General features: G+C 51.2%; 13 protein-coding genes. 8 read left to right on the top strand and 5 right to left on the bottom strand.

Annotated elements, in window-relative coordinates:
* Nucleotides 1–9: 9 nt before the first annotated feature.
* A complete protein-coding gene (locus tag GJ632_RS01460) occupies nt 10–1,191 on the bottom strand; it encodes a hypothetical protein (protein WP_197427807.1) in 1,182 nt (393 codons plus the stop codon).
* A gap of 407 nt (nt 1,192–1,598) precedes the next feature.
* Here GJ632_RS01460 and GJ632_RS01455 point away from each other — a divergent pair, with 407 nt between their 5' ends.
* The 8 genes from GJ632_RS01455 to GJ632_RS01420 all read left to right on the top strand — a co-directional run bounded on the left by GJ632_RS01455 (nt 1,599) and on the right by GJ632_RS01420 (nt 9,913).
* Nucleotides 1,599–2,030 carry an HNH endonuclease gene (locus GJ632_RS01455; protein WP_191451850.1) on the top strand — a complete coding sequence of 144 codons (432 nt, stop codon included), beginning with the start codon at nt 1,599–1,601 and terminating at the stop codon, nt 2,028–2,030.
* The gene (locus GJ632_RS01450; protein ID WP_191451849.1) at nt 2,027–2,758 is read left to right on the top strand and encodes a hypothetical protein; all 732 of its coding nucleotides are present in this window, start codon (nt 2,027–2,029) and stop codon (nt 2,756–2,758) included. Before GJ632_RS01455 ends, GJ632_RS01450 begins: the two co-directional genes overlap by 4 nt.
* A 119-nt stretch (nt 2,759–2,877) precedes the next feature.
* Nucleotides 2,878–3,567, top strand: coding sequence for a GIY-YIG nuclease family protein (locus GJ632_RS01445; RefSeq protein ID WP_191451848.1), 690 nt, complete (start codon nt 2,878–2,880; stop codon nt 3,565–3,567).
* A 416-nt stretch (nt 3,568–3,983) separates the two neighbouring features.
* Complete coding sequence (locus GJ632_RS01440) at nt 3,984–5,849, top strand: DUF262 domain-containing protein (RefSeq protein ID WP_191451847.1); 1,866 nt, start codon at nt 3,984–3,986, stop codon at nt 5,847–5,849.
* Between the two features lie 91 nt (nt 5,850–5,940).
* On the top strand, nt 5,941–6,504 hold the full coding sequence (locus GJ632_RS01435) for a hypothetical protein (RefSeq protein WP_191451845.1): 564 nt from the start codon (nt 5,941–5,943) through the stop codon (nt 6,502–6,504).
* Between the two features lie 847 nt (nt 6,505–7,351).
* Entirely contained in the window at nt 7,352–8,278 is a 927-nt protein-coding gene (locus GJ632_RS01430; RefSeq protein WP_191451843.1) for a DUF433 domain-containing protein, read from the top strand.
* 290 nt (nt 8,279–8,568) lie between these two features.
* Entirely contained in the window at nt 8,569–9,126 is a 558-nt protein-coding gene (locus GJ632_RS01425) for a hypothetical protein (protein WP_231751234.1), read from the top strand.
* Nucleotides 9,127–9,358: 232 nt separating this feature from the next.
* Nucleotides 9,359–9,913 (top strand): SLATT domain-containing protein, encoded by a 555-nt coding sequence (locus tag GJ632_RS01420; RefSeq protein WP_191451839.1) that lies wholly within the window; start codon nt 9,359–9,361, stop codon nt 9,911–9,913.
* Here the strand turns inward: GJ632_RS01420 and GJ632_RS01415 are convergent.
* The 4 genes from GJ632_RS01415 to GJ632_RS01400 all read right to left on the bottom strand — a co-directional run bounded on the left by GJ632_RS01415 (nt 9,910) and on the right by GJ632_RS01400 (nt 12,322).
* Nucleotides 9,910–10,509 carry a hypothetical protein gene (locus GJ632_RS01415; RefSeq protein WP_191451837.1) on the bottom strand — a complete coding sequence of 200 codons (600 nt, stop codon included), beginning with the start codon at nt 10,507–10,509 and terminating at the stop codon, nt 9,910–9,912. The two genes, GJ632_RS01420 and GJ632_RS01415, sit on opposite strands and share 4 nt — an antisense overlap.
* Nucleotides 10,510–11,116: 607 nt before the next feature.
* On the bottom strand, nt 11,117–11,275 hold the full coding sequence (locus tag GJ632_RS25700) for a DeoR family transcriptional regulator (protein WP_394351771.1): 159 nt from the start codon (nt 11,273–11,275) through the stop codon (nt 11,117–11,119).
* A gap of 227 nt (nt 11,276–11,502) precedes the next feature.
* Nucleotides 11,503–11,898 (bottom strand): hypothetical protein, encoded by a 396-nt coding sequence (locus GJ632_RS01405; RefSeq protein ID WP_191451835.1) that lies wholly within the window; start codon nt 11,896–11,898, stop codon nt 11,503–11,505.
* 25 nt (nt 11,899–11,923) lie between these two features.
* Nucleotides 11,924–12,322, bottom strand: a complete 399-nt coding sequence (locus GJ632_RS01400; protein ID WP_191451833.1) for a hypothetical protein — start codon at nt 12,320–12,322, stop codon at nt 11,924–11,926.
* Nucleotides 12,323–12,646 lie beyond the last annotated feature (324 nt).

The raw sequence follows: 12,646 nt of genomic DNA, 5'->3' as shown, positions 1-12,646 counted from the left end.
TTATACAGATTACTGTCCTAATTTAGTTGGCTTTCGGAATTCACTCACGCTTTCGTCGTGCAACTCTCCATCGAGGAAGATACGAACCCGGCCATGCAGTTCCTTCGTATCAGGTGGCACCAGTTGCAGGGAAACCTCGCCATATGAATCAACTCCCACCTCCGGCGAAGATTTCTTCTTCGAGGAGACAACCTGTCTGTCTGGTGTCTCGAATATAGTCTCTACTTCTGCCGTGGTCGCTGGCGCATCACCGACATTTCTTAATCCGACCTCTACAGTCACACCGCCCTCAGGGGAGACCTGTGTAGCCCATTTGTGCGCGAGGACTGGTCGGCTATTCACCTCGTGAATCTCTGCTTTCCCATTCGAGTTGCGTACCGACTGAGGCACCTGCCCGACCTTCCAACCTCCAGCGGTAGTCTCCAAGTAGTAGTACCGCCTTCCACCGTGTTCGTAGTATGAGCCGCTGAGTGAATTGTCCCCGGCGACACCGAGCGCCATATGTTGCGCATCACGGATTACGAGGAGGACTGTATCGTACCCCAGCTTCTTCAGAAGCTGAGCAAGCAAGATGCAACTATCTTCGCAGTCGCCACCTCTGTCCACTAACGTTTCGATCGGGTACTTCGGATACTCGTTGTACCCTGTTGCCACTTTGTCCTGCGTGTATTCCATCTGTTGAACCAAAGCAACGGCGTGATTCAACAGCTCGCTATCAGAGTGCCCATTTCGCTCTCCGAACTCTCGCAAACCCTTGACGATCGAGTCGATATATGGGTCGTCGTATCCATCGGAAACGTATCCTCCCCAATCCAACGTGCGTTTCCGATTCTGGTAGTATTGATAGAGGACATCGGGAACCTTTGTGGTGAAGACGGTCTTCCGTCCATCGACCTCCTGCTCAAAACTCCGTTCCAGTAGGTCACTGTTCTCTATGTTAGGGACTGTCCCGGCGGATAGGCCCTGCAAGTGGAATGGTATCGAGGGCTGTTCCTGTGATCCAATCGAGAACAGATCGATTTGTTTGTCCACAGGGTCACTTGGGACAACTGCCCAAACCATATCCCCAAGAGAGATCGGTCCGCGTGAACTCTCTGGTCCCGCGATCTCCTTTTCGTACGACTGCCCGGGCGATCCATCAATACTAGCGATTTCAGTACTGCCGTTGAGTTTGAAGACTATACGGCTCACATCGCGAAGATTTCCGTTCACAGAGAGTGCGTATCTATCTCCCCCAAGCCACGATTCACTCCATTCGACAGTTGGAAGGTTGTCTTCTGGCTCAGGAGTTGGTGTCTGCCCTAGTGTAGATACTTCTTGATCGAGAGCCGCACTCGTACATCCGGCGAGCGAAACTATGCTGGTTACACCGCATATCCCCCCCGAGAAATCGTCTCCGTTCCATCTATTTCTTTCTACAAATAATGTCTATATTTCTTATACTTTTCGGGGAGTCCGGGACACATCAAATACATGAAAATGAGGAAGGTCAACAGAGAGTGATCAAGAAACGGACTACTCGGATCGGTTCCGATTGAGACCGTACTTGTCCGGCTTTGAACACCAGTCATTAACTGGCCCTGCTCGAACGCAGAGCTATGACCGGGGACTGGGCGGTTGGTAGTTATTCCGGCGGGTTCTCTCCCGAGACGAAGCAAAACCTCCACGATCTCTACTCAAGTCGCTGTGCCGTCTGTGGGCAGAAACGTGAGTCTCCCTTTGGAAACCCCGAAGCCGAGGCCGCTCACATACATCCAGCTCAACACGGCGGGCCGGATCGAGAGACCAACGGTTTACTCCTCTGTCGTCGCTGTCACTGGGGATTCGACTCCGGGTGGCTCAGTTTACGAGACGACTACAGCATCATCGTCGCGGACGCCAGTTCGACTCATGGCTACGAATCCTTCCACCAGTTCAGTGACCGATCTCTCGTCCAGCCCAGCACAGAAGATCTCGAACCGGAGATACGCTTCGTGCAGGTCCATCGGAAGTTATTCGGCTTCGACCCCATCACGCGGGGGATCGATTGACGATCGGGGGGCTCCGAGACAGAGAGACATGGCTAATAGATGGACGGCGCGTTGTCGTTGAAGGAAGCGAAGACGACGCCCTACTCGTCAACTGTAGCGTCTCGGATGTTGGCCCCAAACAGGTTCGATGTAGCCATCATAGAACGCTCAAACGCCGACCTACATCTACGCTGGAGGTTCCCGACTCGCCGTTCAAGCTGACGTCCGAAGACATCTCTCTTAAGCGACTGGAACGCTACATCCGAGAAATCAAGGAGGATTACACAGGGGTTGATCAAAAATGGGAATGGGGACGGCTCTTCCGTAGGGCGCGGACCATGTACGGCTACTCCTACAGGGAGATCGCCGAGAGGATAGATGTCGAAGGGGCCAGTCGAGAGCAGGTTCAACGCTCAGAGCGAATCTATGACATGTTCCCCGACCGTGATTACGAGGAGGCAAGACTCTCGTTCTCAGCGATAGCGGAACTACAACGTGAATTCCCACAGACGGACGACGCTCGTTCTGCATACGATTGCATCACCGCAACAGGGCACTCCCTCAGAGTGGACGAGACTCGCGCGTGGGTCGAACTTCTGCTGGCTGATAGAGAAGTAACCCGGGAGTCAGTCCGAGAATCGCTTCGACAGCACGCGGAACCTCGGGGAAGAGGATTTGACCCGAGTGTTCGGCGGATTCTCGATGTCCACGCCGAGTATGAATCGAGCTATAGGAGTAGCTCGGACTAATGGTTCTACCCTACGTATTGAACTCACCACCATTCCCGAACATACATTAGTAATGGAGATAATATGATAGAAAAGCATGAATTGGGCTCAAGCGAGAAAAGAGTGGGGTTTACTAAATCTTGGTTAAGGAAGATTCCTGCACGTACACAATATATGCGCTGGAGTGTGAACCCAACTGGGAGCTACCATCATTCCGGGAACCGATGGTATTGTTCTCTGATCAATTGTATCCAATAGAGGAACTCCACCCAGAAATAATTCAGCACCCAAATTATTATTCAAATGTGATAGATGGGTCAGTGAATGGGGAAGACAAGGGGATCCCAGTTTGGAGGTTCCTTGCGCACTCAGCAAAAAGAGTCCTGTATGTCGGTCAGACAGAAGATTTTGAGAACCGAGTCTTTGAACATCGCGATGGTGGTGGGTCGAAGCTAACGGCTGAATCAATAGTCAAATGCGTAATTGAAAGAGTAGAATATTCACAGAATCTACGTCTCTCGGTAATTGAATCTCTAGAGGAAGAGATTACACAAATTAGAGGGTCACTCCTTCTCTTCGACTCAGACTCAGATTACTACACAGAAGTGTCAAAAAGGCTAAAGCACGTCCAAGGTCTCTTATCATTTGTGATGAGTTTAGACGGACTTACTCTCTCTAAATCAAGGTCAATACAAAAGAAACACCGAATAGACCGCATGGGGAGTGTGATTGATGAGAAGCAAGCAGAACGTGAGAAAATGGAAAAACAGTGGGCCGAATACCTAACAGAGGCCCCTGTACATCAGATACACAAAACGGTACACCCGTAGATCGGGTGAATATCTACGATATAGAGACATTTGTGTATTGGAATTGATGTATATAGCTGATATTCAGTAGGTCCCGACGTACTATGTCAGGTGAAGGAGCCTCACAATCTCTGTGTCGAATGTCAGCTCAAATCTCAGACGGCGGGCTCTAACCGAAGACCAACACCTCATTCCTATCATCCTGCCCTATATTCAAACATCTTTGGTGAGTGACAGACACCTCCGTTGTAGGTGGTGAGTTTCTTCAACTCCCTAGGAACAGGCTATATCCTCAAATCACGCTCAACTCAGGTCCAAGAAAGGAAACGACCTGTCTCGGTCAAAGCCGCGTTAGTCTTCCGACTAAGAAGGTCCTCGTCAGTCGCTGAACTGAATCCCCAAATCGCTTTGTAGTCTCTCCGCAACTGACGTGTATTATGATTGAAGAGCAACCCGCGAAAACGAAGACAGTTCGCGAGATGCTCCCACGACTGAACAGATCGTTGTACATCCCATGCCTTCAACGGGATTACTGCTGGAGCCAGAACCAAATCAAGATGCTCTGGGACTCTCTACTTAGAGGATTACCGCTTGGCTCGTTGCTAGTTTGGAATGACGAGAGAGACGAGCCACGGAGAGAGCCGGCGTATTCGTTCATTCAGCACTACGTGGATTCACGCTCATTCTCCTTCGAGGACCACATTCAACGATACAGCCAACGATTCGGCTTTGATGAACTCCCAGAGTCGTATTCGTTAGTCCTCGATGGTCAACAGCGGCTAACCTCCTTTTATATTAGCCTGACTGGGAGCTTCACAACCCGGAAGCACGGTGGGTGGGTGAGCAATCGCGGGGCATGGAACCAACGGGAATTGTACTTCGACCTACTGTCAGGTAATCAGAGTAGCGAGCATGACCGGGACTTGGTTTACGGATTCGACTTTAGGAAGACAGGGGGCCTGAGCGAAGCGGGGGACAGATATTGGTTCCCAGTCAATCGGCTAGTAGATGACTCTGAGGGGCTCTCGGAGGATTCGTTCCTTGGAAAAGATGTCCTCCTGCGCGAGGGCTTCTCGGGAGTATCGAAGGGCATGAGTGACGATGAACAGACACTGGTCAAGGAAAATATAGAGCGGCTCTGGTGGGGAGTGAACCAGAGAGAAGCGATTCTCTACGAACAGACGCTTACCGACGAAAAGAGCGCGAGGGAGCTGTTCATCCGACGAAATAAGGGTGGAAAGGTGTTGAGTGGAGTAGACATATTACTGGCCCTATTGACGGGATACTGGCAGAAGGTAGATCACGAAGGGGGGCCGACAGATGCGAAAAAGCAGATCGAACAGTTCACTAAGACGCTATCTGAGGACACCGAACTCTCTCAGCTGGGATTCAGCTTCGGGAAGAATTTCCTGCTTCGGACACTCCTCTTGTTTTCCGGTGAACGCCCAGCGTTCCGCAAGAATGGCAGATACGACGGTGACGACCTTCGCGAAGCAGAAGCGGTCTTCCACGATGAGCAATTCGAACAGGCAATACGGGACGCGTTCAAACTCTCTTCGAGCTTGGGGTTCCATAATGGGGCACTGTCCAGTAAGAACGTCATCTCACCTATCATTCAGTATCTATACCTCAAGGATGTCTCTACTACACCCTCTGGTCGTCAGGCTGTCCACTATTGGCTCGCAACTACAGTCCTAAATGGCGTATTCGGGAACATCGGATCAGAGAGGGTTCTGAAAACGGCCAGAGCACACATCAAGGAATCAAACGGAGATTCCTTCCCGGCGATAGAAATTCTGAACGATCTCCGTGGAAGCGGTGCGGTTGTTGAGTTAGATCGCGATGTTCTCGATGAGTTGCTCGACGAGGTGGATTATCGCTCTGGCTCACGGCGGAACGTCCTTCTTACGCACTTCTATGAAGGGCGTCGAGCGGGTCACAGAAAATACGAAGTGGATCACATCTTCCCGAGAGGAAAACTGGGGGATGAGGCCTTCCTTCGTGAGAGAAATGTAGCACCCGAGCGAATCGACTGGTTCAAAGAGAATCGAGACCACATCGCCAACCTGCAACTCCTCGGTCCAAGAGAGAACCAATCGAAGAGTGATCGCGACCTCATCAACTGGCTGGAGCGTATCGATGACGGGAAGGTTGAATCGTACTCTAACAGAGAGCAGTACTTCGAACAGCATCAAGTACCAAAGGACAAAAGACTCCACGAGTACCAGAACTACCCCGACTTCGTAGAGCATCGAATGGAACATATGAAGGAGCGAATCGGGAAGGAACTTCCACTTCTTTGATGTCGTAATCACTCTCCAATCTCCGTTCACTAGTCAAAACACTCATCCGATAATTCGTGAATTATTATATGACTCGCGTGGAGTAGGGGGCATGGTGTCGGAAGCGCAACTTGGGGAACTTCTCGTCGGTGCTTATCATAAACTCGTAACTGACTGTGAGATCGTAAGTTACAATCAACGATCCAAAGAGGAAGGTGAGCAGATGGAGATTGATGTGGTAGCTATTGATTCACGCGGAATGAAGCAAACCATCTACGCTTGTGAGGTTATCACTCATCTCCACGGAACACTCTACCCGGGAACCCCCTCAACAGACCGTTGGGACGAATACGGGAACAGTGACTACCAATACACGTTGGAGAAACTCTGGCGGAAGTTCAACTCTGACTACGACTATGTGACGCGGGTCTTTGATGATGCTGACGAGTATGTGTTCCAGTTATGGTCACCTGTCGTCCCCCGGGGACTCCTGACATCTGGTCTTGATGAGCTATCTAATGACTTCAAGGATAAGAGCGGAGCAGAAATTGAACTAGTCATCAACGAGTCGTACACTGACCGAATTAACGAACTTCGAGAGTTAGCAAGAGCAGATAAAAAAGGATACGGCGAGCCAGCGTTCCGCTTTCTTCAGATACTCGAACACCTTCGGTGAGAAACGGAACCATCTGTTCTGATAACGATTTTTCTTTAATTCACTAGGTACAGTCCAAATCTTCAAATCGCCTTATTTGACAAAGAACTGGCCGCTAAAAAAGCAATTCGAACGATCAACCTTAGCCATCATCTGCTTCTACGTACGCCCAGTGAACACCAGAGAACTGATACTGAGCTTGCGACTCAAGAGAGTGTCTTATGCTATGTGGGACCACCGTGCAAGAACAGGTTGATCCATCCGGGTGGGCCTTTCTCAGAAATGACCACCTTTCTTCTTTAGATAGCCGTTTGAATCGGTAGAACCACCCATCCATAGTTTCAACAGATAGTTCCTGTGCAGTGTATGGTACACCCGGCAGACTAGGACAATCAACTATGTCGTAGGCTCTTATGTTCTTATCGAACGATCTGAACCCTCGACTGCAGTTTTCCAAGTGGTTCGGCATATTGGGTCCTCTTAGGGAAATCCTGTATATTACGAATGACGTATCAAAAGTATATTAATTTAATCCTGTCAATCGGATCCGCAAATTGGCGGCTACAGCTTACGCTCCCAAATGAAGAATCTCTGATTTGAATAATGAGCCCTCCTTCGGTTCAATTTCTGAGCGAAGGATCGGTGTGGTGACAAACAAGATACCGCCGACTTCGAAGTGAAGCCATCTTGCTAACGCGGTCGTCGAAAGTGGCTGTGATGGGCAAACGCGCCGTCGAGTTGTAGACGCCGACGTGCGACTGCGACAGCAGGTTGACCTGCGCGGACAGACAACGGCGACCGACCACGGGCGCACTCGCCGGACGACTGAGCGCGGCGCTCTTTTGAGAACTGACACCGAAAGGAAAATATGACCATCGTCTCGACGGAGGACGTCTGCGACGGCCAACCCCATATCGATGGTTCGTCGGTGAGTGTCATCGAAATCTACAACGCATTCGCCCGAGAGGGAATGAAGCCCGCAGGGATTGCTAACAAATATGAAGTCGCTCTCCCACGCGTCTACGAAGCACTTGCTTACTATTACGATCACGCTCTAAAGATGCGGCAATACCGAGACGACGACAGCAACGAATCCCCAGATGAGCACCCGGGCAATCACGGATTGGAGGCGGCAACTTCGGGCCGTGAGAACTGGAAGGGAACGACGCCGACCGATGCGGGCGAGTCCCTTTTTGGGGGAGATGATTCTGATGTGAACGAGCGCGTCGAAGACGAGTGGATAGATGAGACGACGCCCGAAGAGCGCGTGCGGAGCGTGATTGAGCACACGTACGTGCCTGAGTCGGTTGGATACATCTCTGACCGTGCGCGAACCAGCGAGGAGACAGCACACAAGCACCTGCTTCATCTTACGGAGGATGGATTCGTCGAGGAGACCGACGACTCAGAACGCGGCACGATGTATCGGAGGTCACTAGAGTCACTGGTGTTGGAACAGGCCCGCGCCATCCGCGATAGAGTCGATGCCGACACGCTCGTCGCCCGCGTCTCGGAGATGCAGGAGCGGATTCGTGAATATCGCGAGGAAACTGGCGCGGATACACCCGAGGATGCGGCACTACAAGACCAGCTACTTGGCAGGGAGACGCTCCAAAACTGGCAGGCCACGCGACGGAATCTTGCGTTTGCGAGGGTTGCGCTCGCACTTAGCGCGGCAGAGGATGCTATAGAACCTCACGAGACTTTTCGGCACCATCTCACTAGCCTTGACCAACTCGACAGAATGTTCCGCCATTTCGACGACGAAGAGCAGGATACTGACGACCTCGAATAGGGCATATGGCTCCCTGCGAATCAATCCAAATGACGATGATTAGCCACCGTTGTCGAACCAACGGCGGAGCACCCGAGAGAGCGAGAACCGCCACGGCCTGACCGAGGTACGCCGCACATGGGCGTCCTCGGTCATCGGTTCTACACAGTCGTTCAAATCCGTATTCTCTTCTTTCGTTGCCGCCATCAAGTAACCCCTACGCCCGAGTCGTTGGCTAGTGGGTGACTTGGTTTTTTGTATCATATGTCACCAGTACAGTTCAAATGCCGTGGGATACTCTTCTTCGAGATTTGGGCGCGCTCACCATCGTCGCCGGTCTAGTCGGCTATCTCGGTAAACAGGCAATTCGTCAATACTTCGACAAGGAACTACAGGCGTTCCAGAGCGAACTGAACAAGGAGTCCATACGATTCTCGGGCCTTCATGAGATGCGTGGTGAAGTTATCAGTACGTTCTACGCCCGGTTGACCGAATTCGACGAGGATATGCGGTCACTCGTTGACCCAGCAGGTATCCGAAGTGATGCCTCCTCGGAAGAGAAAATCAAGCAGGCCGCCGAGTCGGGGGAGACGTTCCGGCAGTACTACAAGGAACATAAAATCTACTTCCCGCCGGAAGTCTGCGAGACGATGGAATCGCTCTTGAACGAGTATCGAGATATGTTCCACGACTTCTCAGTTCGCAAGATACACGACCCGAGTGCGCCGAACAGTGGGTCGGAAGACATCAAGGAGTGGCAAGAGAACTGGAAGTCGCTGACCGAAGAGGAGATTCCCGAGATGCGGGCCGACTTGGAGAACCACTTTCGAGACCTACTTGGCGTTGACTACGACACAGAAGCGGAGTAGCTCCGCAGGTCGGCCATCGTTCGCCTGTGCGGGTAGCCCGGGTTATCTGGTGCGTCTGATAACTGCCTAGGATTCGATACTGACGACTGAATGAGTCCCGACTCGCCCATACGAGGTGATAATTCTACTAAAACTACTAGATAACTACTGAACTATAGCAGATAATACACCGATTACAAGCCTTTCAACCACCGTCCCAAAGACCATTACCCTGTAGAACAGCTTCTAAAGTATGTCGGGTTCAACTGTAAACAGAAACGAACCCCCGAATGCGGATGCGATGCGAGAGCGGTGCGCTGAGATGATGAACGGCCTCCGGTACACGTTCAAAACGCATTATAAGATGGCCGAAGCCTACGAAAAGGCTGGAATCGCGATGAACCTTCTCGTGGCTGGCGGCACTGCCGCCATCGTAGTAGCCCTTCTATGGGATGCAGTCTCTCAGCAGGTCCTCATCACAATCGCGTTCTTAGTCGCCATCGGTTCGTGGTCGCAGGCTGTACTGAAACTTGGAGTGAAGTCTCAAAAGCATTTCAGCGCCGGAGACAGGCACCACGCCCTCTACGAAGACTTCAAGAGCTTCATCGACGTGGAGATGCATGACGACACCACTACAGTTGCCGAGAAGAGAGAACGTTTCCGAGAGCTTGCCCGAACACGAGACCAAATAAACCAGTTGTCACCGAGAACCACAAACTTCTGGTACAACCGCCTATCCGAGGAAGAAGTCCAAGCGACGGCGGAATCTGATACGGAAGAAGTGAACGCTATTCTGAAATCTGATTAGTCCCACCCGCCGTGCGTCTCGATGTCGTACCGCTCGCAGAGTTCGTTAATCACGTGGTGGATATTGTTAGTTTCTCTCGGTGTGGATGATACGTGCTGGAGTGTTACATCAACCCAACTCCCGTCGAACACCCCGATTTCGATGTCCAAATGATCGGGAGCCCATCCATAAGATGAGGCCTTTCCTCGCCCGATGATATGCAGGCCGGTGTTGCTTGACGAGATCTCCGTGTAGGAGTTTACCTCATCTATGAGTGAAGACACTTCGTCGTCAATTTCAAGTGACTGAGGGTTGACGCAGTTGTCAATATCGATATAGCAGTAGGGAGTTCGCATCATTACGAAGCCGAATCCTGAAATCGAATTATCTTCTCGGCTTCGCTCGAATGCTTCGTCGAAAGACATCCAATTCGACTTGTTGCTGTAATCCCCCGAACCGTATTCACGGCTGGTTTCGTTCCATTCAGAGAGGTCCAACGGAACCTTTTTGCGGATATTAGGATTCCGATGCTTGGCCCAACATATCCAGTTCCTCTTCCGACGACACCCGGATAGGAGGTAAGATGGTGATGCACCACTACGAACCAGTTGTTGCATGGGGGACAGTCGTCTCAAGATATGTCTGAAACTATTTAAAATATTCACCCTAGAAGAGTCACTCCCGCCCATACGCGTGTACAGCTCCCTGCGACATCAACGCGGATGACGGTGATTAGTTACCACCGCCGAACCAACTACGGAGCACTCGTAAGAGAGAGTACCGCCACGGTTTGACTGTGTTCGACTTCACGTGGGCGTCCTTGGTGGTCGCTTCATCCTCGCTCGTTAAATCAGACCGACTATCAAGTCGGTTGGCACGATAGACGAGTTCGTCTCCGAGGTCTCGCGCGGTGTCAGGGTCGAGTACCGCCGACATCGACGTCTCGTGGTCGCCCGTGGACTTGATGACGAGCCGCAGTTCGTCTTCTGTTGAGTGTACCGACACACCAGTATCTCCGCCGAACCCGATTTCCAAGTGGCCGCTCCCGTCCATGCACGAAGTATCGGGGTCGCCTATATTGTCTGTTACCCGGGCGTCAGATACGTCCCACGAACCGGACACTGTTCGGATAGCCCGGGTTGTCCGACATGTCCGATAATGACCTACTTCCTGACGCCCGCACGCCTTCAAGGGTTAACTCATGTGAGGAGGATACTTCGTTGATTAGTCGCCGCTCACAGACGAATTCTCGATGGTGTCCAACGCGGTCGGGAGATTCTCCACGACGATACGGTGTTTACTTTGTCCCTCTTTTGTAGCCAGTCCCGCTTTGCGGAGTTTCTGCAGGTCGTTACGAACCGTCCGATCGCTTCGGTCAAACAGGTTATAAAAAAAAATCTGTTTCGACAGTGTCCGTCTCAGTTAATCCCCCTTCCAACGCAAACCGTTGGCCGATAAGGTAGATTAGCATACGAACTTCGGCATTCGCGTCCCGGTACTCATCTGCTATGTGGATAGTTCCGTCTTGGTGGATTTGGAGAAGAGCCTCAACACGACTGAGGTTTGATTCGAGGATTGTCTCCTCTTTCGGAACTAACTGCTCCCGTATTTTATCCTTGAGTGCCATCTGTAGTTCGTTCCCGCACTAGACTTTGTGCGGTTGAGGTAAGACGCCAGAGCTGTTTTCCGTTTTGCTTTCCATCGCGCAAGAGCCAATCATTTTCGCCCATGCCCGCCAGAACGTCGCTCATATTCGCGGGTGGCTTCACTCGACATTCGCGGTACCCATCCTTAATATCGTCGATAGTGAAGTTCTCACGTTCAGAGAACTGTTCGGTGTAGTATGCGATAACCAACGCACGTTGAGTGTGGCTTTCCGGTTCAAACGATTCAACAAACGCCCGAAGACTCCCTGTGTATGAGAGTTCTTCCTTGCCATCGATTCGTCGCTCTATTTCGGAAACTCGCTTGGTCAATTGTTCAACCTGCTCAGAGAGGGCTTCCATCTCGTCCCGAAGGGACGCCTCATTCTCACTCATCGCGCGCTCCATTCACGAGCGACCGGGCGGCCTCAAAGCTGTAGCTCGGGACGCGATATTTCCCATCTTCATTTTCCAACAGGTCCCCCTTCAACTTCTTGAGGATCGGTCGAACAGTACCGTCTTTCATCCGTCCAATATCGCTGATTTCTGAGGGCTTCAGCCATTCAGACTCGGCCATGTCGAGTTGTGCGAGTGCCCGTTGCGCTAGCAGAACGACAACAGTCTTTTCCTTTGTCGTGAGGGACTGAAATTCGGATTTCGGTATTATCTCACCGCTCTGCTGTCCGATTCGTATATACTCCCTTAGGATGTCAGTTAATAGTTCCTCGTTCAGGGCGTTTTCATCAACGAGGAGGCTTTCCAACGAACTCTGATCTGTTTCGTCCATTCATGCCAATTGATGCGATGGGAGTATATAAATATAATTCAGAGAATCGAGCTCGAATTGGTTTGGCAATCCGACGGTATATATACTATGCCAAAATACTCCTGTTGAGATTTACTTGCCAATCTGCCAAAATCTGTTATAAATTAAACAATTACACTCTACCGACAACAGACGCGACTCATCCATCAGGCCGAACATCTCGTCTAAGTCACGTACCATACACTGGTTAGTCTCTCTGTTATCGGTTCTCTGGCTCTGACAGTGGCACCCCCGTTAAGCTGACGCACAGTCGGGTCCATCCGCCGAAACTAATGTCGCATCTAT

This window comes from Halogeometricum sp. CBA1124 (assembly GCF_009741955.1).
GTDB classification, from domain to species: domain Archaea; phylum Halobacteriota; class Halobacteria; order Halobacteriales; family Haloferacaceae; genus Halogeometricum; species Halogeometricum rufum.
Note: the sequence above shows the minus strand (reverse complement) of the source record. Positions and strands in the feature narration are given on the sequence as shown.

Bases quoted from the DNA above. Each gene is read 5' to 3' on its own strand.
- GJ632_RS01455 (WP_191451850.1), top strand. From the start codon at position 1,599: ATGACCGGGGACTGGGCGGTTGGTAGTTATTCCGGCGGGTTCTCTCCC.
- GJ632_RS01440 (WP_191451847.1), top strand. From the start codon at position 3,984: ATGATTGAAGAGCAACCCGCGAAAACGAAGACAGTTCGCGAGATGCTC.
- GJ632_RS01435 (WP_191451845.1), top strand. From the start codon at position 5,941: ATGGTGTCGGAAGCGCAACTTGGGGAACTTCTCGTCGGTGCTTATCAT.
- GJ632_RS01430 (WP_191451843.1), top strand. From the start codon at position 7,352: ATGACCATCGTCTCGACGGAGGACGTCTGCGACGGCCAACCCCATATC.
- GJ632_RS01420 (WP_191451839.1), top strand. From the start codon at position 9,359: ATGTCGGGTTCAACTGTAAACAGAAACGAACCCCCGAATGCGGATGCG.
- GJ632_RS01415 (WP_191451837.1), bottom strand. From the start codon at position 10,509: ATGCAACAACTGGTTCGTAGTGGTGCATCACCATCTTACCTCCTATCC.
- GJ632_RS01405 (WP_191451835.1), bottom strand. From the start codon at position 11,898: ATGGAAGCCCTCTCTGAGCAGGTTGAACAATTGACCAAGCGAGTTTCC.
- GJ632_RS01400 (WP_191451833.1), bottom strand. From the start codon at position 12,322: ATGGACGAAACAGATCAGAGTTCGTTGGAAAGCCTCCTCGTTGATGAA.